The sequence below is a fragment of the Nonomuraea sp. KM88 genome (assembly GCF_052245635.1).
GTDB lineage: Bacteria > Actinomycetota > Actinomycetes > Streptosporangiales > Streptosporangiaceae > Nonomuraea.
Map to the genome: position 1 here is coordinate 587,624 of NZ_JBQQCC010000003.1, position 19,700 is coordinate 607,323.

The 19,700-nt window shown below is 71.4% G+C and carries 18 protein-coding genes and 1 riboswitch; of the genes, 7 read left to right on the plus strand and 11 right to left on the minus strand.

What is annotated here, in order from left to right; all coding sequences use genetic code 11:
* Positions 1-9: 9 nt before the first annotated feature.
* Positions 10-1,140 (minus strand): FG-GAP repeat protein, encoded by a 1,131-nt coding sequence (locus tag ACTWPV_RS12315; RefSeq protein ID WP_443151837.1) that lies wholly within the window; start codon positions 1,138-1,140, stop codon positions 10-12.
* 287 nt (positions 1,141-1,427) lie between these two features.
* Between ACTWPV_RS12315 and ACTWPV_RS12320 the strand changes: the two genes are divergently transcribed.
* On the plus strand, positions 1,428-1,769 hold the full coding sequence (locus ACTWPV_RS12320; RefSeq protein ID WP_443151838.1) for a hypothetical protein: 342 nt from the start codon (positions 1,428-1,430) through the stop codon (positions 1,767-1,769).
* 6 nt (positions 1,770-1,775) lie between these two features.
* Here ACTWPV_RS12320 and ACTWPV_RS12325 read toward each other — a convergent pair whose 3' ends face one another.
* Positions 1,776-2,690 (minus strand): DeoR/GlpR family DNA-binding transcription regulator, encoded by a 915-nt coding sequence (locus tag ACTWPV_RS12325; protein ID WP_443151839.1) that lies wholly within the window; start codon positions 2,688-2,690, stop codon positions 1,776-1,778.
* A 185-nt stretch (positions 2,691-2,875) separates the two neighbouring features.
* Between ACTWPV_RS12325 and ACTWPV_RS12330 the strand changes: the two genes are divergently transcribed.
* From ACTWPV_RS12330 to ACTWPV_RS12340, 3 genes are read left to right on the plus strand one after another with little or no spacing between them, the layout of a single operon-like run.
* A complete protein-coding gene (locus tag ACTWPV_RS12330) occupies positions 2,876-4,156 on the plus strand; it encodes an ABC transporter substrate-binding protein (protein WP_443151840.1) in 1,281 nt (426 codons plus the stop codon).
* Positions 4,156-5,028, plus strand: a complete 873-nt coding sequence (locus tag ACTWPV_RS12335) for a carbohydrate ABC transporter permease (RefSeq protein ID WP_443151841.1) — start codon at positions 4,156-4,158, stop codon at positions 5,026-5,028. The genes ACTWPV_RS12330 and ACTWPV_RS12335 overlap by 1 nt, the downstream gene beginning before the upstream one ends.
* Positions 5,025-5,942: a carbohydrate ABC transporter permease gene (locus ACTWPV_RS12340; RefSeq protein WP_443151842.1), complete on the plus strand. Its 918-nt coding sequence runs from the start codon at positions 5,025-5,027 to the stop codon at positions 5,940-5,942. The genes ACTWPV_RS12335 and ACTWPV_RS12340 overlap by 4 nt, the downstream gene beginning before the upstream one ends.
* Positions 5,943-5,951: 9 nt before the next feature.
* Here the strand turns inward: ACTWPV_RS12340 and ACTWPV_RS12345 are convergent, their stop codons facing one another.
* From ACTWPV_RS12345 to ACTWPV_RS12380, 8 genes are all read right to left on the minus strand, one after another.
* A complete protein-coding gene (locus tag ACTWPV_RS12345; protein WP_443151843.1) occupies positions 5,952-7,085 on the minus strand; it encodes a glycosyltransferase family 4 protein in 1,134 nt (377 codons plus the stop codon).
* Positions 7,052-8,548, minus strand: a complete 1,497-nt coding sequence (locus tag ACTWPV_RS12350) for a M48 family metallopeptidase (RefSeq protein ID WP_443151844.1) — start codon at positions 8,546-8,548, stop codon at positions 7,052-7,054. The genes ACTWPV_RS12345 and ACTWPV_RS12350 overlap by 34 nt, the downstream gene beginning before the upstream one ends.
* 12 nt (positions 8,549-8,560) lie before the next feature.
* Entirely contained in the window at positions 8,561-9,376 is an 816-nt protein-coding gene (locus ACTWPV_RS12355; protein WP_443151845.1) for a hypothetical protein, read from the minus strand.
* A 155-nt stretch (positions 9,377-9,531) separates the two neighbouring features.
* Positions 9,532-10,053, minus strand: a complete 522-nt coding sequence (locus ACTWPV_RS12360; RefSeq protein ID WP_443151979.1) for a C40 family peptidase — start codon at positions 10,051-10,053, stop codon at positions 9,532-9,534.
* A 73-nt stretch (positions 10,054-10,126) separates the two neighbouring features.
* Positions 10,127-10,289, minus strand: a riboswitch (cyclic di-AMP (ydaO/yuaA leader).
* A 395-nt stretch (positions 10,290-10,684) separates the two neighbouring features.
* Complete coding sequence (locus tag ACTWPV_RS12365) at positions 10,685-11,644, minus strand: NlpC/P60 family protein (protein ID WP_443151846.1); 960 nt, start codon at positions 11,642-11,644, stop codon at positions 10,685-10,687.
* A gap of 101 nt (positions 11,645-11,745) precedes the next feature.
* The gene (locus ACTWPV_RS12370; RefSeq protein WP_347642624.1) at positions 11,746-12,999 is read right to left on the minus strand and encodes an NYN domain-containing protein; all 1,254 of its coding nucleotides are present in this window, start codon (positions 12,997-12,999) and stop codon (positions 11,746-11,748) included.
* A gap of 441 nt (positions 13,000-13,440) precedes the next feature.
* Positions 13,441-14,109, minus strand: a complete 669-nt coding sequence (locus ACTWPV_RS12375; RefSeq protein WP_347642623.1) for a response regulator transcription factor — start codon at positions 14,107-14,109, stop codon at positions 13,441-13,443.
* A complete protein-coding gene (locus ACTWPV_RS12380; protein WP_443151847.1) occupies positions 14,106-15,344 on the minus strand; it encodes a sensor histidine kinase in 1,239 nt (412 codons plus the stop codon). Before ACTWPV_RS12380 ends, ACTWPV_RS12375 begins: the two co-directional genes overlap by 4 nt.
* Before the next feature lie 110 nt (positions 15,345-15,454).
* Between ACTWPV_RS12380 and ACTWPV_RS12385 the strand changes: the two genes are divergently transcribed.
* Genes ACTWPV_RS12385 through ACTWPV_RS12395 form a run of 3 tightly spaced genes read left to right on the plus strand, consistent with a single transcriptional unit; the run spans position 15,455 to position 17,831 of the window.
* A complete protein-coding gene (locus ACTWPV_RS12385) occupies positions 15,455-15,685 on the plus strand; it encodes a hypothetical protein (protein WP_443151848.1) in 231 nt (76 codons plus the stop codon).
* Positions 15,682-16,173, plus strand: a complete 492-nt coding sequence (locus ACTWPV_RS12390) for a PH domain-containing protein (RefSeq protein WP_443151849.1) — start codon at positions 15,682-15,684, stop codon at positions 16,171-16,173. Before ACTWPV_RS12385 ends, ACTWPV_RS12390 begins: the two co-directional genes overlap by 4 nt.
* Complete coding sequence (locus ACTWPV_RS12395; RefSeq protein ID WP_443151850.1) at positions 16,170-17,831, plus strand: PH domain-containing protein; 1,662 nt, start codon at positions 16,170-16,172, stop codon at positions 17,829-17,831. The genes ACTWPV_RS12390 and ACTWPV_RS12395 overlap by 4 nt, the downstream gene beginning before the upstream one ends.
* A 208-nt stretch (positions 17,832-18,039) precedes the next feature.
* Here ACTWPV_RS12395 and ACTWPV_RS12400 read toward each other — a convergent pair whose 3' ends face one another.
* A complete protein-coding gene (locus ACTWPV_RS12400) occupies positions 18,040-19,668 on the minus strand; it encodes a hypothetical protein (RefSeq protein ID WP_443151851.1) in 1,629 nt (542 codons plus the stop codon).
* Positions 19,669-19,700: the final 32 nt, after the last annotated feature.

Below are 19,700 nucleotides of genomic sequence, written 5' to 3' on the forward strand. Positions count from 1 at the left end.
GCGCGCCGGTCAGCCCAGCGCCTCCCCGACGCCCTCCACGTCGCCTCTCCTGCTCATGACCTGCTCGCTCCTGCCGGTGGCCGGATCGAAGACGGTCACCCCCATGGGCGGCGCATCGCGGGGCATGCCGAACACCAGCCGCGTCCCGTAGAAGGCCACCGGCAGGTTGCCGCCCGGCAGGGTCGGGACGACGGAGGCCGGCCCGCCCTCCTGCGCGGGCAGCACCTGCGCGGAGTCGCCCCAGGCCACCGCCACCCGGCCGTCGGGCGCGGCGGCCAGGGCCGCGGTCCCCCCGCCCGTGCTCCCGGCGCAGGCGCCGCACGTCGTGGAGCCGGCGAGTCCGGCGTCGTGGAAGAACTGCACCTTGCCGCATCTCGGCTGGGTCGCCGCCCACCTGCCGCCGGGCACGTAGACGACGGCCTCGCCGAACGCGCAGCCGTCGCCGCCGTCGTGCTTGACGGCCTCGATCCGGCTCGCCCGCACGTCCGGGATCACGGTCACCGCGCCGTCGCGTGATCCCGTCCGGGACTTACGCTGCCTGCCGCCGCCGTCGTCGCGTTCCCCCGGCGCGCCTGCCACGAGCCCCATCCGCCCGTCGTGCAGCGGGCCGACCGCCACCGCGGCGCCGAAGCCGTCGAAAGGCTCGCTGTTGCCCGGCACCCCTTCGGTGTCCTGGGTGATGCGCCGGGGCGGAGTGCCGTCGCCGGTCACGTAGACGGCGCCCGCCGACTGAACGCCGCCGTCCTTCTCCTGCGGCGCGCCGACGGCGATCGTCCGGCCGTACGCCGCCACGGCCGTCCCGAACCGCGCCCCCGCCTGGGGTTGCGGCGAGACGATCTTCTTGACGGGCTCGGCGTTCCCGCCGTACAGGACATAGACGGCGCCCGCGGCGCCCTTGCCGTCGACCTCCGTGTACGGGGCGCCGACGACGAGATCCGCGCAGTTGTCCGCGTTGACCCGGGTCAGCGTCACCGCGGCGCCGATCCCGTCGGCGGCCTTGTCGGGGATGGTCAGGGGAACGAGCCGGTCCGCGCTCAGGATCGACACCTGGCCGCCGATGATCATGCGGTTGCCGACCGCGACGTCGTCCTTGCCGTCCCCGTCGAAATCCCGCGCGGTCGCCTTGGAACAGTCCTTCACCGGAGAGGCCCCAGTGGGACGATTTGACGATTTTTGAGAGGCCGCGGGATTTATGTCCCACTCGCACGCGGAGATAGCGAGAACGAGCGCCAGAACCCATGCAATATGTCGCCGTAACATACACGGATCATTTCGGATTTAAGCTCCCACGTGCCACCTGAACAGGGGAATCTCCATTCGATTCCGGCTTGCGGACGGCAGCCCGCGGAGTATTCTCGTGGCAAAGAAACGGGACCGGAGATCCTGAACATCCCCGGTCCCTCCTCACCACCGTAGGGGAGATCTCCATGAGCATCAAGGACACCTGCATCGAGCTCGGCGACAAGATCCAGGGCGAGCTGGTCAAGATCCGCACAGAACAGCGACTGCTGGGGGAGGACCTCACCCACCGCATCAACGGCGTGGACAACCGCGTCAAGGACCTCGCCCGCACGATGGACGCGGGGTTCGCGAGGGTCGATGAGAGGCTCACCGGCCTCGAAGGGCGCATGAACTCCATGGAGGGCCGCATGGAATCCGTGGAGGGCCGTGTGGAATCCATGCAGGAGGGCCAGAAGACCATGCAGGCCACTCAGACGGAGATGTTGCACATCCTCGTCGGCATCCAGAGCAAGCTCGACGCGGCCTGATCGCCGTCACGAGGGCGGGACCGCGTTCGGTGCGGCCCCGCCCTCGTCACGTCCGCCGCCTGGTCCGTCACGTGCGGGCCAACGCCGGACGGACCTGGGGGGTGCGGGCGTACCCGACCCCCGTCCCGGTGGGTGAACAGGTGGGCGGCGCTGGTCCGCCCCCGCGATGACGAGTTCGCCCACCTGGCCGGCCAGCGCCTCCCTGGCCGGGGCCCCGAGCCCGGCATCGGAGATCACCATGTCGGCCTCGTTGAGCTGGGCGATGGTGCTGATGCCGACGGTGCCCCATTTGGTGTGGTCGGCGAGCACCACGAGCCGGCCGGCCGACTCGATCAGGGCGCGGTCCGTCTCGGCCTCCATCATGTTGGGAGTGGTGAAACCCGCTCTGACGGTCATCCCGTGCACGCCGAGAAACAGCACGTCCACGTTGAGCTCGCGGATCGCCGCCACCGCCACGGGGCCGACGAGGGCGTCGGAGGGCGTGCGCATCCCGCCGGTGAGCACGACGGTCTGGTCGGTCCGGCCGCAGCGCCGGAAGACCTCGGCGACGCGCACCGAGTCGGTCACGACGGTCAGGGCGGGGACGCCGGCCAGATGGTGCGCCAGCGTCCAGGTGGTGGTGCCCGCCGACAGGGCCACGGCGGTGCCGGGCCGGGCGAGGGCGGCGGCGCGGCGGGAGATGGCCTGCTTCTCCGCCTCCTGCCGCACTGACTTGGCGGCGAAGCCGGGCTCGTCCGTGGAGCCGATGACGGTGGCGCCGCCGTGCACCTTGGTCAGCAGGCCGCGCTCCGACAACGACTCCAGGTCGCGTCTGACGGTGATGTCGGAGACCCCGAACACCCGCACCAGCTCGACCACCCGGACGCCGCCGTGCTGCCTGACCAGTTCGAGAATCGCCTGCTGACGCTGCGGAGCGCGCATCGCCTCACCAGATCCCAACAGGTTCCTACACCATCCCGATCGCATCATGACACGGCGGCGGCGGCGCGGCTGCCGGGGATTCGTCATGAAACCGTGCGTTGACAGTCCGAAATGTTGGTCTTTCGATGAAGGAAGATGCGCGAACTCGGGGGAATCTGAAGGGTCCGGCAAGGAGGAAATCCACGATGGCCCACCAGCTACCGATCTCCCGCCGTCATGTCCTGCTGGGAGCCGCCGCCGTGTTCGGCGTCCCGGCCGTGCTCACCGGGTGCGGCTCCGGCGACGCCGGCCCCGCCTCCGGCGGCGGAGGGCAGGGCACCGTCACGATCGGCTCCAACGCCTCCGACGAGATCCCGAAGAAGACCCTCGAAACCGTGGTCGGCGACTTCACGCAGGCCACCACGAAGATCAACACCGTGGACCACAACACGTTCCAGGAGAACATCAACCGCTATCTCCGCGGCACGCCCGAAGACGTGTTCACCTGGTTCGCCGGCTACCGCATGCAGTTCTTCGCCCAGCAGGGGCTGGCCGTGGACATCTCCGACGTGTGGCGGGAGATCGGCGGCGGCTACACCCAGGCGTTCAAGGACCAGTCGACCGGATCCGACGGCAAGCAGTACTTCGTACCGTTCACCTACTATCCGTGGGCGGTGTTCTACCGCAAGAGCCTCTGGCGGGAGAAGGGGTACGAGCCGCCGGCCACGCTCGACGAGCTGACCGCGCTGGCCAGGAAGATGAAGGCCGACGGGCTCGTCCCGATCGCGTTCGCCGACAAGGACGGCTGGCCGGCGATGGGCACGTTCGACATCCTCAACATGCGGACGAACGGCTACGACTTCCACATCTCGCTCATGGCCGGCAAGGAGTCGTGGACGGATCCCCGGGTCAGGCAGGTGTTCGACACGTGGCGGGGGCTGATGGAGTTCCACCAGCCGGCCTCGCTCGGCCGCACGTGGCAGGAGGCCGGCCAGTCTCTGGCGCAGAAGAAGACCGGGATGTACCTGCTGGGGATGTTCGTCGCCCAGCAGTTCCCCGAGGCCGACCGGGACGACCTGGACTTCTTCACCTTCCCGCAGATCAACCCGGCGTACGGCACCGACTCGATCGACGCCCCCATCGACGGCTACATGATCTCCGCCAAGGCGAAGAACGTGGACGGCGCCAAGGCCCTGCTCAAGCACTTCGCCCAGGCCTCCTCGCAGAACGTCGCCACGAAGCTGGACCCCGGCACGCTGGCCGCCAGCTCCAAGGCCGACACCTCCGGCTACAGCGCCCTGCAGAAGCGCGGCGCGGAGCTCGTGTCGAAGGCCACGCACATCGCGCAGTTCCTCGACCGTGACACCCGGCCCGACTTCGCCTCGACCGTGATGATCCCGTCCCTGCAGTCGTTCGTCGGCGAACCGGACGAGATCGACTCCTTACTGGCGAGCATCGAGAAGCAGAAGGCCAACATCTTCCGCTGATGGCCGTCAAGACCCGTCGCTACTCCGCCCGCGACGTGACCATCCTGGTCATCGGGCTGGGGGTGGCCATCGTCGTCAACGTGGGCCTCGTCTGGGGTCCCACGCTGGCCTCCGTAGGGCTGTCCGGCACCGCCTGGAACGGCATCGGCCCCATCGAGTGGGTCGGCGGGCGCAACTATCACGACCTGGCCGCCGAATATCCGCCGTTCTGGTCGGCCGTCCGCAACAACGTGCTGTGGCTGGCCTTCCTCGGCCTGGTCGCGACGCCGTTCGGCCTGTTGTGCGCGGTGCTGCTGGACCGGCGGCTGCGGTTGTCGCGCGTCTACCAGAGCGCCCTCTACATGCCGGTGGTGCTGTCGCTGGCCGTGGTCGGCTTCATCGCGCAGCTCGTCTACTCCTCCGACTACGGCGTGCTGAACGCGGTGGCCGGGCTCGGCGTGGACTGGCTCGGCGACAGCTCGATCAACATCTGGGTCGTCATGGTCGCCGCCGCGTGGCGGCACGTCGGGTACGTGATGATCATCTATCTGGCGGGGTTGAAGGCCGTCGACCCGGCGCTCAAGGAGGCGGCGGCGATCGACGGGGCCAGCGAGCGGCAGGCGTTCTTCCGCGTCGTCTTCCCGACGCTGCGGCCGATCAACGTGATCGTGCTGGTCATCACGGTGATCGAGGCGCTGCGGGCGTTCGACATCGTCTACGCCATCAACAAGGGCAGGAACGGGCTCGAGCTGCTGTCGGTGCTGGTCACGGAGAACATCGTGGGCGAGGCCAGCCGGATCGGGTTCGGCTCGGCGATCGCGGTGATCCTGCTGGTGATCTCGCTGGCGTTCATCGTCACCTACCTGTCGCAGCTGTTCAGGGAGGAACGATGACGCTCACCGCCCCCGCCTCCGCTCCCCCGTCGCAGGCGCGACGGCCCGCCGCGCGGCGCCCGGCGCGGCCGCTGCGGATCCTGCTGCACGCCTTCCTCGCGCTGGTGGCGCTGGGCTGGCTGCTGCCGCTCGCCCTGGCCGTGTACGCGTCGCTGCGGCCGTACGAGGAGACCGCCCGCCTGGGCTACTTCTCGCTGCCGGAGGATCTCACGCTCGACTACTACGCGGAGGCGTGGATCCAGGCCGAGCTGCCCCGCTACTACCTGAACACGCTGATCATCGTCATCCCCGGCGTGCTGATCACGTTGTTGCTGGCGTCGTTCGCGGCGTTCGCCATCGCGCGGTTGCGCATCCCCGGGCGCAAGGCGCTGCTGATCGTCTTCACCGCCGGCAACCTGCTGCCGCCGCAGGTGCTCATCACGCCGCTCTACACCCTCTACACGCTGGTCCCGCTGCCCGCCTGGCTGTCGGACTCGCAGTCGCTCTACGACTCCTACCTGGGGCTGATCCTCATCCACGTGGCGTTCCAGTTCGGCTTCTGCGTCTTCGTCATGGCGAACTTCATGCGCACCATCCCCGAGGAGATCAGCGAGGCGGCGCTGGTGGACGGGGCCGGGGTGTGGAAACGGTACTGGCGGCTGACGCTGCCGCTGTGCCGGCCGGTGCTGGCGGCGCTGTCCACGCTGCAGTTCACGTGGATGTACAACGACTTCCTGTGGGCGCTGGTACTGATGTCGTCGGGCGACAAGCTGCCCGTCACCTCGGCGCTGAACAACCTGCGCGGCCAGTTCTTCACCGACTACAACCTGCTGGCGGCCGGGTCGGTGCTGGTGGCGCTGCCGACGCTGATCGTCTTCCAGCTGCTGCACAAGCAGTTCGTGGCCGGCCTCACGCTGGGGTCGACCAAGGGCTAGGCCGAGGGCCTAGAGGAGTGCCCGGAAGCGGGCCGCCACGTGGTCCCACGCCCATTCGCGGGCCACCCAGTCACGGCCGACCGCGCCCATCTTGCGCGCCTTGCCGGGATCCGTCAGCAGCTCGACGAGGGCCCGGGCGATCTCGCCGACGTCCTCGCCGTCGACGACCAGCCCGGTCTCGCCGGGCCGCACCGCGTCGGTCGTGCCGCCGGACGCGCCCACGACCACCGGCAGCCCGGTCGCCGACGCCTCCAGGAACACGATCCCGAGCCCCTCCACGTCCAGGCCCTTCCACCGGGTGCGGCACGGCATCGCGAACACGTCCCCGGCTGCGTAGTAGCCGGGGAGGCCCGCCGCCGGCACCGCGCCGGCGAACCTGACCGACTCGTGCCCCGCCGCCAGCCGCTCCAGCGTCCTGCGGTGGGGCCCGTCGCCCACCAGCAGCAGGACCGCGTCCGGCGCCACCCGCAGCACCTGGGGCCAGGCCCTGATGAGCTGGTCCTGGCCCTTGCGGGGCACCAGCCGCGACACGCACACCACCACCGGCCTGTCGCCGAGGCCCAGCTCGGCCCTGATGGACCGGCGGGCCGTGCCGGGGCGGTACTGGCCGGTGTCCACGCCGGGAACGAGGCGTACGAGCTTGGCCGGGGGGATGGCGGCGGCCAGGCGGGCTCGCGTGTACTCGCCCAGATACGTCACCACGTCGGCGTGCTCGCCGATCCTGCGCAGCACGGCGCGGAATCCGGGCGTGCTCGCCCACGACGCCTCGTGGCCATGGGTGAGCATCACCACGCGCCGCGCGCCCGCCGCGCGCAGGCGCGGCGCGAGCAGGCCGAGGGGCGCCGCCGCGCCGAACACGACGGTCCGCACGCCGTGCTCGGCCACCAGGCCGGCCGCCCTGCGCGCGACGGCCGGGCCCGGCAGCATGAGCCGCGTGGGATGCCGCACGATCCGGTACGGCTGGCGCCGGTCGAAGTCCGCGCACCCCGGCCAGGCGGGGGCGTAGACGGTCACGCCCGGCGTGCGCAGCGCGAGCCCGTGCACGAATGACTGGATGCCGCCCGGCCTGGGCGGGAAGTCGTTCGTGACGAAGAGCACGTCCGCATGGGTCACGGCACCGGGACGCCGTTCAGCTCGGCCCATGAGCGGGCCAGGGCGATGCGCTCAGGGCTGGAAGGATGGGAGGCATAGAGCACATATTCCACCGGATCCGGCGACAAGTCGGAAATATTGGTAATTGCCAGCCGTTTTTGCATGGCGATGAACGTGGCCGGATCCCGGGTGAGGTCGAGCGCGTGCACGTCGGCCCTGGCCTCGACGTGGCGGCTGATCACGTTCTGGGCAGGGCCCATGATCAGCGAACCCAGCGTCATCAGGCCCATGACCACACCCACCGCCCGCGGATCGGCGATCGAGGTGACTCCGGTGCGCCGGCGTACCGCGCCGAACACCAGGTACAGCAGGACCACGCCGAGCGCCGCCCCCAGGGCGCCGACGAGGGTCCCGAAGAGCACGTCGTCGGCCTCGGCGTGGCCCAGCTCATGGGCGACGACCAGCTCGACCTGGGGCTGCGGCGCCTTGAGCAGCGTGTCGTAGACGACGATCCTGCGGGTGGCGCCGAAGCCCGACACGTACGCGTTGAGCGCCGTCGTGCGCCGCGAGGCGTCGGCGACCAGCACGTCCTGCACCGGCACGCCGTCGCGCTCGGCCATGTCCAGCAGGTTGTCGCGCAGCGAGCCCTGCGGCATGGACGTGAAGTCGTTGAACAGCGGCTCGAACACCACCGGGTAGACGAACGACATCACCACGGTCAGCGCGCACGCCCCCACGGCCGCCGGGATCCACCAGCGCCGCACCCTGCGGGCCAGCCCCACGAGGACGAGCAGCATGAGGCAGAGCAGGAAGGCCTCCACGCCGAGGCCCTTCAGCCGGTCGGCGGTCCAGCCAGCCCAGTCCTGGGTGGACAGCCCGTAGTCGCGCAGCAGCGTCTCGAACCAGACTCCGAGCGGCCACCTGACCGCCTCGACGATCGCGGTGAGCACCAGGACGCCGAGGACCACCCGCACCCACCAGGGGCCTTTCAGCCGGCCCAGCACCCTGGCCCCGAAGGGGGTGGCCACCAGCAGGGCCGCGAAGGCCAGCGTGAGCGCCAGCCCGAGATAGCTCGGCAGGGACGTGGCCGCGTCGAACGCCCGCGCCCTCGCGATCTCGGCGGCGGTGAAGTCGCGCGCCGGGTCGGGCGGCCCCGCGGCCAGGACCGTCCACGGCGTGCTGAAGGCGGCCACGGCCAAGATCACCGCCGCGAGCACCGCCAGGACCACGGCGGCCTGCCGTCTGAACCGGCGCTCGACCGCATCCACCGCCGCGTCCACTACCGGGCCCTCCCCCGGATCCTGCGCCGGGCCGTCCGTCGTCCCGGGCACCCCGTCACCCTGCCCCCGTTCGCGCCGTCTCCACGCCCCCGCCGCGCCGCCGTCCGTCCGCGCGGCGTCCTCCGCGCTGACGGCGCCCACGGGAACACCGTCACCGGGCCCTGTGGCAGCCGCCTCTTCGCCGCCCGCCCCGGCCTCCTCAGAAGGGCCGTCCGCGTCCCGCCGTCCGCTCATCCTTCTCCCCACTCACGCGAGCTGCTCCCGCACGTACGCGCGCCACCGTGCCGTCAGCGTGGCCACGGAGAGCCCGAGCGCGGCGAGCGCCTCGTCGACGCCGGCCGCCTGCGCATCACGGTAGAGCCTCACCAGGCTCCTCTCACCGAAACGGCGGGCGAGGAACCGACACGCCAGCCAGGCCTCCTGGTACGCCAGCGCAAGGCGTCCGAGGTCAGGCCCGCCGACGGCGAACGCCTCGGGCCCCGGCAACGCGGCCGGCACGCGCTCGGCCCGCACCTCGGCGGCCAGTTCGGCGGCGGCCGTGCGCACGGGCAGCCCGGCGTCCCGGTAGGCCACGTAGTCGGCGAAGCCCTCGTAGAGCCAGACGGGCAGCCCGCCGGTGCCCGCGGCGACGTGGGTCAGCTCGTGGGTGAGGACGACGTCCTTGCCGGTGGAGGTGAGCCTGCCGAACGACTCGGGGACGACGATCACCCGCCCGCCGTCGGCCACCGCCGCCAGCCCGTCGAGTCGCTCCACGCCGGCCAGCCGGGCCGCGTCCTGCGCGGAGCCGGGAACGATGACCACGGGCCGCACCGGGCGGCCGAGCACGGCCGTGACCCGCAGCCCCGCCGAGTCGGCGCGGCGGGCGAGTTCGCTGAGCGTGCCGGGTGCGGCGCGGTGGCCGGTGACGAGGGAACGTGTCCCGCGGGCGGTGACCTGGCCGTCCGGCCACAGGTCACGGGCGTGCGCGGGGAAGACGGGCGATCCGGGGGCGGGCGCGTCGGCGGCGAGGCCGAGGAGGAGGAGCGCGGCCAGCGCGGCTCGTCGGCTCACCTGCTCGGACACGCTGCCGATCGTAGTGGGCCCGACTAGGGCCGGCCCCCTACGAGGGGCCGCCGACGAGGGGCCGCCGACGAGGGGCCGCCGACGAGCGTGAGGACGGGCTGCCACGGGAGCCCGCCCGGGCTCCGGAAGGTCTCCCGGGCCCGGGCGGGGCCTCATCAGAGGCCGGGACGGACCGCGCCGACGAACGACGACCTGCGCCATCCGCCCAGCTTGTCGATGCGCACCCGTTCGCCTGTCCGCGGCGAATGGATCATCTTGCCCTTGCCGACGTACATGCCCACGTGGCCGAGCCCGTTGAAGAACATGAGGTCCCCGGGCTTGAGGTTGCGCCAGGAGACCTTGTTCCTGATGCCGGCGAACTGGCTGCTCGCCACGCGCGGGAGTTTCACCCCGGCCTTCTTCCAGGCGTACTGGACGAGGCCGGAGCAGTCGAACGAACCAGGGCCTGTGGCGCCGTAACGGTACGGGTCACCGATCTGGTTCTTGGCCACGGCGATGGCCTTGCCGGCCTTCACCTTCTGCCGAGCGATCTTTGCCCGCTTGCGAGCGGCCTTGGCCGACTTCGCGGTGGTGGCAGCGGTGGCCGCCCTCACCGAGGAGACGCCGGCCGTGTCGCTCCTCGTCGCCGCCTGAGCCGTGGGGGCGTGGAGGACCAGACCTCCGGCCGTCACGGTCATCGTGAGCACGACGCCAGGCAGGGCAAGGCGGGACAGACGGGGGTTGTGCAGGGAGGTAGACAGGATTTCTCCTTGGGTCTTCCACGAACGCCTACCGGGTTAGCTGTCGGATTCGGGCCTGGAAGTCGCCCTACGGCGCGATGGCGCGCCGATTCACCCCTGATCCCTGGGGAACTGGGATCGCTGGGTCCCCGGTTCCGTGCCTCCTGACTGCACGGATTCGGCAGGTCATCGCCCGTGTCATGGGGATATCGCGGCGATGACCAGCGGATCTTCATCTGTCTTCACATCGGGAGGGACCGATGCGGGTTCACGGCGCCATGGCTTGTGCACCGCGACGACGCCAGAAGCTACGCGGAACGGTCAAGGATCAGCAAAAGCCGAGTCAGGCTGTAAAGATCGACTAAGGCCTCAGTAAACTCCCGAACCCCTGTTGGAACAGGGGGCGTCGTTACCAAAAAGTGACCCTGCTCACATTCGCGAAACATCCGTCTTGTCAGGGGTCAGATGTCGCGTTTGTCACATTCCGCCTCGTATGATCTCGACCCAAGGTGATCAAGAGAGTGCGGAACGTGATCGCGGACCGCCCGCACGACGGCAACGATGGTGCGTCGTAGAAGGAGGGACGGAATTACGGGCGGACGGCGCCCACGAGGCTGCGGCCGTAGGCGGAGAGGCTGACGACCTTGACCACGTCGCCCGTCTGCGGCGCATGGACGATCTTCCCGTTGCCCGCATAGATGCTGACGTGCCCCAGACCCTCGCTGAAGATGAGATCACCGGGCTGGAGCGCGTTCAGCGACACCTTGCGGCTGGCGCCCCACGCCCACTGCGCCCACGTCGTCCTCGGCAAGGACACGCCCGCGGCCCGCCATGACGCCTGCGTCAGCCCCGAGCAGTCGTAGCCGCCCGGCCCCGTCCCGCCGAACACGTACGGCTTGCCGACCTGCGCGAACGCGAACCGCAGCACCGCCGCGGCGTTCCCCGACGCCGGTCCCGTGTACGCGATGCCGGTGCTGTTCGGGTCACCGGTCTTGTAGGCGCCCAGCTTCTTCAGGAGCTTCTTCTGCTTGGCGATCAGGCCGAGGATCTCCTTGCGCTCCTTCTCGACCTCGCCGCGGACCTCGTCGGCCGACCGCAGGGCACCCTGCGCCTTGTCACGTTCCTTCTTCAGCCCGCGGTTCTCCCGGTCGAACGCCGCCAGCTTCTCCGAGCGTTCCTTGGCCATCTGCCCGGCCAGCGCCATCCCGGCCAGCCGTCCCTGCGGGTTGTCGGCGCTGACCAGACCCGGCATGGTGGTGGCGTAGCCGCCGGCCCGATAGACGGTGGCGGCCATGTCGGCGATCTGGGTGCGCAGGTCGGCGACCGTACGGAGTTTGCGCTTGTAGCTCTTGTTCAGCTTCGCGTAGGTGCCCTTGGCCTTCTTGTAGCGCTCGGTCGCCGTGTTGTAGCGGTCGACGACCTTGTCGGCCTTGTCGTTGAGCTTGTCGAGCTTGGCCTTGGCCTGCCCGATGGTCGGCTTCGGATCAGCGAGCGCCGCCCCCATGGGGGACACCACAAGCCCGAACGCGAGACCCACGGCCACCGGCACCCGGCCAAACCTCACTGCGTCGCCTCCCAGGGGATCTTTACTGGGGCGAAATAGTACAGAAGTGGCGGGTGAGGTCTCACCCGAACATACCAATTCGTAACTTAAGCCCGGCCCAGGCGGCGCAGCAGCAAGCCAGAGGGAACGGGTCTGGCTCCCATCCGCCTGACGGACTCGGCCACCTCCCGGTCCGACGACACCACGGCTATGGCGCGACCGGGCGGCTCGGCGCGGACGAGCTGGCGGATCAGGTCGTCGGCGATCTCCCCGGGCGCGCTGAACAGCACCCTCACGCCGCGCGGCGCCACGACCTGCACAGGGGCGTTGAGCTCCGCACCGTCGAACACCGCGGTCACCTCGACCCTCGTCTGCGCCACCAGCCCGCCCAGCCCGGTCATCAGCCGGTTGCGCTGGTCGGCGAGGGTGAGCGTGCCGTAGCCGGTCTTGGTGACGTTGTAGCCGTCGATGATCAGGTGGATCTGCGGCAGCGCGAGGAGCTGGTCGAGAAGCTGCGGGTCGTCATCGGCCAGCGCCCGCGCGGGCACGCGCACACCCGGCCGTTCACCGGTGACCGCGGCGACAGAATCGGCCGGCCGGCTGATCGTGGTGGGCAGGGCCAGCTCCCTGCGCAGCCCGGCGGACGCGTCCTGCAGCGCGTCGAGCAGCACCCTGATGCGGGCGTCCTCGATGCTCCTGCCCTCGCGCGCGGCCCGGCGCGAGGCTTCGAGCTGCTTCTCCACGTCGGACAGCCGTTCGCGCAGCCGCCGCAGCTCGGACTCCCCCGCGCTGCCCGCGGCCGAGGCGGCCGTCCTGGCCTCCTCGGCGGCCCGCTCCATCTCCTCGGCCCTGCGCGCCGCGGCCTTGGCCCGCTCGCGGGCGTCGTGAAGCCTGCGGCGCAGGTCGGAGTTCTCCGCGCGGGCGGCCCTGACCTGCTCGCGCAGGCGTTCCGCCTCCTCCTTGGCGCCGCTCTTCTGCGCGGCTAGCTGCTCGCGCAACCGGGCGACGGCCTCCTCGCGCTCGGAGTCCTCGGCGGCCGCGAGCGACTGCTCCAGGTCGGAGCGGGCGGCCTCGATCATCTCCGCCCAGCCGGGCGGGCGGGTGAGATAGGCGGCCGCGGCCACCAGCACGGGGTCGGCGGCGGGCGGCACGTTGCCCTCGGCGAGAGCGGCGACCAGCTCGGGCCAGCCCGCGGTCACCGACTCGGCGACCAGCTCGCGGAACTTCTTGTCGTTCTCCAACTGCGCCGCGATGGGGGCGCCGCCCAGCTTGGCCCGCTTACGCGGGTCGAACTTGGCGATGCCCCGCAGCGGCGGCGGAATGGCGGCACCGGGCATCGTGCCGAGGACTTGAGACGCCAAGTCGACGACATTGAGCCGCACCTGCTCGGGAAGCGGGCGAGACAGGCCTTCACCCGCTGAACTCATCCCACGTGTCCCTTCGTGACATGCCCTTTCAGACAAGGGTACGGCTGCCGCGTACCTGACCGTAACGGCCACTCCGCTTTGGGCAAGCGCTTGGTGGGGACGGATCGGCCACGCCGGTACGGGCGTCCACCAGGGAGGCCGACCATGGCGGAACGGTCTCGCACCGCCGCTCGTGACCTCGGAGGGCCGCGTCGGCCCGGCACCCCGCGGCGCTGCGGCAGGCCCGGCGAGCGCGCACTTGTCCGGGTCGCCGCCACCCGGCGCGAAAAGCTGGGATTCCAGCGCCCCGGCCCGTCCGAGCCCGGCCCTCGGAGCACAGGCCCGGTCCGGCGGCTCGCCGCGCCGTGATCGGGACCTGCCGGCGCGGTGCCCCGGCTACGAGCCCGCGTCGTAGACCAGCAGCGCGACCTGGACCCGGTTGTTGAGGTCGAGCTTGGTCAGGATCCGCGAGACGTGGGCCTTGACCGTGGGCACGCTCATGAACAACTCGCGCCCGATGTCGGCGTTCGACTTGCCCTGGCCGACAGCCGTCGCCACCTCCCGCTCCCGCTCGCTGAGCCGGCCGAGCAGCTTCCTGGCGCGTTCGGTGCGATCGTCCGCCCCGCCGTCGGACACGTGCGTGATGAGCTGCCGGGTGACCGCCGGCGACAGGATCGGCTCGCCCTCGGCCACCTTCCTGATCGCCTGGACCAGGTCGCCCGGCGCGATGTCCTTCAGCAGGAAGCCGGCCGCACCCGCCCGCAGCGCGCGCAGCACCTGCGCGTCGGCGTGGAACGTGGTCAGCACCACCACCTCGGGCGGCGCGGAGGCGCGGCGCAGCGCCTCGGTGGCGGTGAGCCCGTCGACGCCCGGCATGCGGATGTCCATCAGCACCACGTCGGGCCGGTGCTCGGCCACCATGGGCGGCACCTCGGAGCCGTCGCCCGCCTCGCCGACGATCTCGATGTCGCCGGCGCCGCCGAGGATCATCGACAGCCCGGCCCGCACCATCGCGTCGTCGTCGACGATCAGTAGTCTGATCGGCTCGCCGGCCGGAGTGGTCATGCGTCCTCCCGAGTCGTCTTCACCGGCCACGGTAGCCAGGCGCGTACCAGGAACTCGCCCTCCGGCGTCGCGCCGTGCTCCAGCCTGCCGCCCGCCAGCTCGGCGCGTTCCGTCAGCCCGATGAGCCCGGCGCCCGCGCCGGGGATGCGCAGGCCGTGGCGGGCCCGCAGCGGATTGCGCACCTCCACCGACACTCCCTTGCCCCGCCTGCCCGCCACGGTGACGGCCACCGGCGCGCCGCCCGCATGCTTGCGGGCGTTGGTGAGCGCCTCCTGGACGATGCGGTAGAGGTTACGGCCCAGCCCTTCCGGCGCGTCCCCCACCCCGAGGGTCAGCCGCACGTCCATGCCCGCCTGACGGCATTCCTCGGCCAGCTTGGGCAGGTCGGCGAGCGTGGGCTGCGGGCGCTCCGGCACCGGTTCGGCCTCTTCGCCCTCCTCGCCCGGCCTGGCGGCGCGCAGCACGCCGATCACCTCGCGCAGGTCCTGCAGCGCCAGGTGGGCGTTGTTCCTGATGGCGCCGGCCGCCCTGGCGATCTCCTCGGTGGGCGCGTCCGGGCGGAACTCCAGCGCGCCCGCGTGCAGGCTGAGCATCGAGATACGGTGGGCGAGCACGTCGTGCATCTCCCTGGCGATGCGCTCGCGTTCGCTCCGCCTGGCCTCTTCCGCGGCCACCTCTGCCTGCTGCCTGAGCGACCAGATGACCTGCCGCCTGGCCCTGACCACGATGCCCCACGCGAACACGGTCAGCGCGATCGTCACCCCGAGTGCCGCCGTCCAGCCCCGATCGGAGTCGTTCTGCGGCCGCAGCCAGACGTAGGGCGCCAGCGTGAGGAGGGAGAAGAGCGCGAGCGGCCCGGAGATTCTGAACGGCCGGTGCACCGCCACCGTGAACAGCGCCACGACCGAGGGCCCGCCGGGCAGCTCCAGGTAGGACGAGAGCAGCGTCGTCACCACGGCCAGTCCGACCGGCCACCTGCGCCGCAGCCACACCGCCGCGCACGACAACGCCCCTATGACCTGCTCGATCATGAGCAGCGGCGCCGGCTCGTCCTGGATCTCCGTCAGCGCCAGCAACGTCAGGCCGCAGGCCAGCAGGAACATGACGGTGTCGACGATCCAGTCGCGCGTCGAGCGCCGCACGCGCCCGCCTTCCCAGGCGTCTCCGAGCAGCACCGACGGCAGCGCCCACCGATATTCGGGGGCGGGAACGCCGTCCTGCTGGTGTGCCGTCACGTCCACCGAGGTTAGGCCCTGCCAGGGGCGGGGCGACAGCGACCAAAGTCGACGCCGGCCGAGACCTACGGCCGACGCGGGCCGCGCGGCCGCGCGGCGAGGCTGGAGCCATGCAAGCGGTTCTGACGATATCGGGGTGGGTGCTGCTCCTGCAGGGTGTGGGCGGCCTGGTCAACGCCCTGTTCGGATGGTGGCGGTGGGCGCACGACCTGCTCGTGGTCAATCTGCTGCCGGTCCTCGATGGATACGAGGTGTTCGCGGCCATCGTGCTCGGGGTGCTCGGCTTCGTGCTGCTGGCCGCGTCCGACGCGACGAAGAAGACGAAGGAGGAGGAGAGATGAGCACAACCATGCTGAGGCCGCCGCGCAACCTGGCCGATCCGCGGGTGATCCCGTGGTGGACGGTGCAGTGGCTGCTCCTCATGGCGCCGCTCGCCGTCGCGGCCGTGGCGGCGTACTGGATCTTCACCGAGCGGCCGCTCTGGCTGGGTGCGGCGGTCGCCGTGTTCGGGGTGGCGTGCGTGGCGCTGGCGCTGGTGGCGCCGCGGGCGTACTACCGGGTGGAGCGGTGGGAGGTCACCGGCGAGGCCGTCTACACGCGCAAGGGGTGGCTCACGCACACATGGCGGGTGGCGCCGATGTCGCGGATCCAACGGGTCGACACCGCGCGGGGGCCGGTGCAGCGACTGTTCGGTCTGGCCGACGTCACGGTGACCACCGCCTCGTCCGCGGGAGCCGTCAAGATCGAAGGATTGGACCACGAGGTGGCCGCCGAACTGGCCGAACGCCTGACCGCCCGCACGCAGGCGACGCCCGGGGACGCCACATGAACGCGCCAGGGCTGCGCGGGCAGGACAGGAACGCACCGGAGGCGGCACGCCACCGCGACGGGCAGGACGGCTGGCGGCGGCTGTCAGGACGGAGCCTGTGGGTCTCGGGCACCAAGTCGCTGGCACTCGTGGCGGGCGCGGTGGCCGGGCTCACCCGCTTCCTGCTGGGCCTGGACTGGCAACCGGGCTGGATCGTGGCGGCCTGCGTGGGCGCCGCGGTGCTGATCCTGGCCGCCGTGCCGGCCTATGACCTGGCCAGGTTGCGTACGACCCGCTGGCGGCTCACCGCCGAGCGCCTCGAGTTGCGCTCGGGCCTCACCACGCGCCAGCATCGCTCGATCCCGCGCGACCGGGTGCGCAGCGTGGACCTCAGGGCCGACCCGGTCCTCCGGATGTTCGGCCTGACCGTCGTCAAGGTGGGCACCGGCGAGCACGCGGCCGAGCACACCGAGCTGACGCTCGACCCGCTGGCCAGGAACGACGCCGAGACGCTGCGCCGTACCCTGCTGCGCCGGGAGGAGGAGCGGGAGGCGCGGGACGGGCCGCTGGCCGAGCTGCGCTGGTCGTGGATCAGGTACGCGCCGTTGTCGGTGTGGACGTTCACGGCGTCCGCGCTGGTGCTCGGCGCGCTCTACAAGCCGCTCAACGCGCTCGGGTTCAAGTCGGTCACCAGCAGGGCGGCGGGCGACCTGTGGGGCTGGATCGTCGCGCGGCCGCTGACGGCGGTCCCGCTGCTGCTGGCGGTCAACCTGGCCGTCGGCGTGCTCGGCGCGGTGCTGCTGTTCGCCGAGTCGTGGGGCCGCTACCGCCTGGAGCACGAGCCCGGCCGGCTCAGGCTGCGCCGCGGGCTGCTGACCACCCGGTCGCTGACCCTGGAGCTGCGCAGGCTGCGCGGAGTGGAGATCAGCGAGCCGCTGCTGCTCCGGCTGGGCGGCGGCGCCCGCGTCAGGACCGTCGCCACGGGGCTCGGCGAGAAGGCCGCGAACGAGACCGAGGACGCCGCCGCGCTCGCACCGCCCCTCCCCCGTGACCGGGCCTGGCGGCTCGCCGCCGAGGTCGCCGGGGCCGGCGGCGGCCATCCGGCCGGCGTGCCGGGGCCGCGCGTCCCCGCCGCCGAGGTCGCGTCGGCCGGCGTGCCGGTGTCGCGTGTCCTCGACGCAGGTGCCGAGCTGATCCCGCATCCCCTGGCGGCGAGGCGGCGGCGCGTCATACGGGCCCTGCTGGCGACCGCGCTGGCGGCCGCGCTGGCGGCCGTTGCGGCGGGGGCCGCGTCCTGGCCGGCGCCGTGGCCATGGGTGCGTGCCTGGGTGTGGCTGATCCCCGTCGTGGTGCTGGCGGCCGGGATGTGGGGCGCCGTCGAGGGCGCCAGGAACCTCGGGCACGCGCTGGGCGCCCGGCACCTGGTCAGCCGGAGTGGCGCGGTGGTGCGGCGGACCGTCGCGCTCGACCGCAGGGGCATCGCGGGATGGACGATCACCGAGTCGTACTTCCAGCGGCTCTCGGGACTGCTGACGGTCTCGGCCACCACCTCCGCCGGCCGCGGTCACTACGAGGTGGTGGACGTCGGCCGTGGCACCGGCCTGGACCTGGCCTCCAGCGCCGTGCCCGGCCTGCTGGAGCCGTTCCTCGTCAGGGGGAAGACGGTGGCAAAGCAATGAGCCGCGAGATCCCCCGTCGCTTGCCCATGCCCCTGTACTGGACAAACGTGATCGCGCGGCTCAAGTGCTTGCGGTCTTAACCGTATTTGTCACACTTGCAACCGGGTTGCAGGCTCTTTAACCGTTGATGCGAACCGCCGGTCAGGAGAACACGACAACGCCGCCCCTCCCCTCCCTGACGGCGGGGACGAGGCGGCGTCGCGTGAGGTCAGCTGCCCTTGGGCTGCTTGGTCAGCGTGGCCATGTAGGACTTGGCCAGGGTGAGCGCGCCGGCCATGGCCTCCTTCTCCGGCATGAACTCGACCTTGGACGAGTTCGTCGCCTCGCCCTCCGGCCGCTGGTGGCCCGAGTAGTCGACCCTGACGACCATGGCGCCCTTGCGGATGGTCACGGTGGCGCTGGACGCCGAGACCTCTCCCCGCCTCGTCTCCACGTACTGCCGGTAGGCCTGCTCGCCCAGCCCGTCGACCTCGGCCAGCTTGCCCCAGTTGATGCCTTCGAGCGATGAGTCGGCGGTGCTCTTGTCGCCGCCGTACTCGCTGACGTAGTAGGCCTTGGCGGCGGCCGCGTCGACCGCGCCGGCCCGGTTGGTGAAGCGGTGCACGGTGATCAGCGCGCTGCGGATCTTCTTGGTGCCCTCCCCGCCGGGCAGGTCCAGGTTGAGCCAGCGGCACTCGGTCTGGTTGTCACCCCCGGCCGTGGTGCCGCGGGCGCGGGTGGTGGGCTCGGGCACGAGCTTCGTGGCCGCCTCCGTCACGGCGGAGCAGTCGGCGGGGAAGACGGCCAGCACGCTCGGCGAGGGCGTCGGGGTGGCGCTCGGCGACACCGTGGCCTCCGACGACTCCGCCTGGGCCAGCACGCCGGGATGCTTCGCCTGCCAGGCCGCCACCCCCTTCGCGAAGTGGCCGGCCAGCTTGGAGACCTCGCGGATCGCGTTGGCCTCGGTGATCGACTGGGTGGTCTCGTTGGACAGGATCTGGGCGTCCTTGCGCTGCTGGCTCGCCTGGTATTTGACCTCGATGGTCATGTCGCCGACGCGGGCGTAGGCCTTGCCGAACGAGTACCACAGCAGCTTGCCGTCGCGGCGCCAGGTGTACTGGGCGAACGCGCTGTCGCCGACGCCCTGGATGTCCTTCACCGGCGAGGTGTAACTCTTCTCGCCGGGCTTGAGCGACGGGGTGGCGGTCTCGCCGTACTTGCCGCCGCGGTAGTCGACCTCGTAGGAGTTCTGGGCCATCGCCCTGCCGGTCTTGGAGCCCTCGCCCTTGTGCTGATCGATCCGGACGTCGATCTCCCTGCTGCGCCAGAACTCGCCGTACGAGATGCGCTGGTTCTGCCAGTTGCAGGTGAAGCTGACCGTGTAGTGGCTGTCCCGGGACCTCTTGGCGATGGTCGCGTCGGGGACGAGCCGGTCGGCCTCGTCCTTCGGCAGCATGGCGCACACGTCGGGCCTCGTCGCGGCTGCCGCCGTGGAGGTCGCGGCGGAGGTCGCGGGGGCGGTGGCGGCCGGTTGCGCCGGCCCGTCGTCCGTCGTGTCGCCCGGTTGCGCGAACGGCGGCGTGGAGGTGCCCGCGACCTTGCCGTACACGAAGTAGGCTCCGACGCCGCCCGCCGCGACCAGCACGACGAGGGCGGCGGCCAGCGTGGGCAGCAGCCAGGCGGGCCGCCGCGGGCGCTGCGGCGGCGGCGACATCGGCGGCATGGCGGGAGGCAGGTACGGTGGCGTGTTCTGTGGCGTGCCGGGCTGCATGTTGGGCGGCATGTTGGGCGGCCCGAACTGCCTGCCTGGCACCTGGTGAGGGCTGGCAGGCGGCTCGTGCTCGCTACCGGGATTCACAAAGACTCCTGGGGTTGCCTTGACGTGCGGGG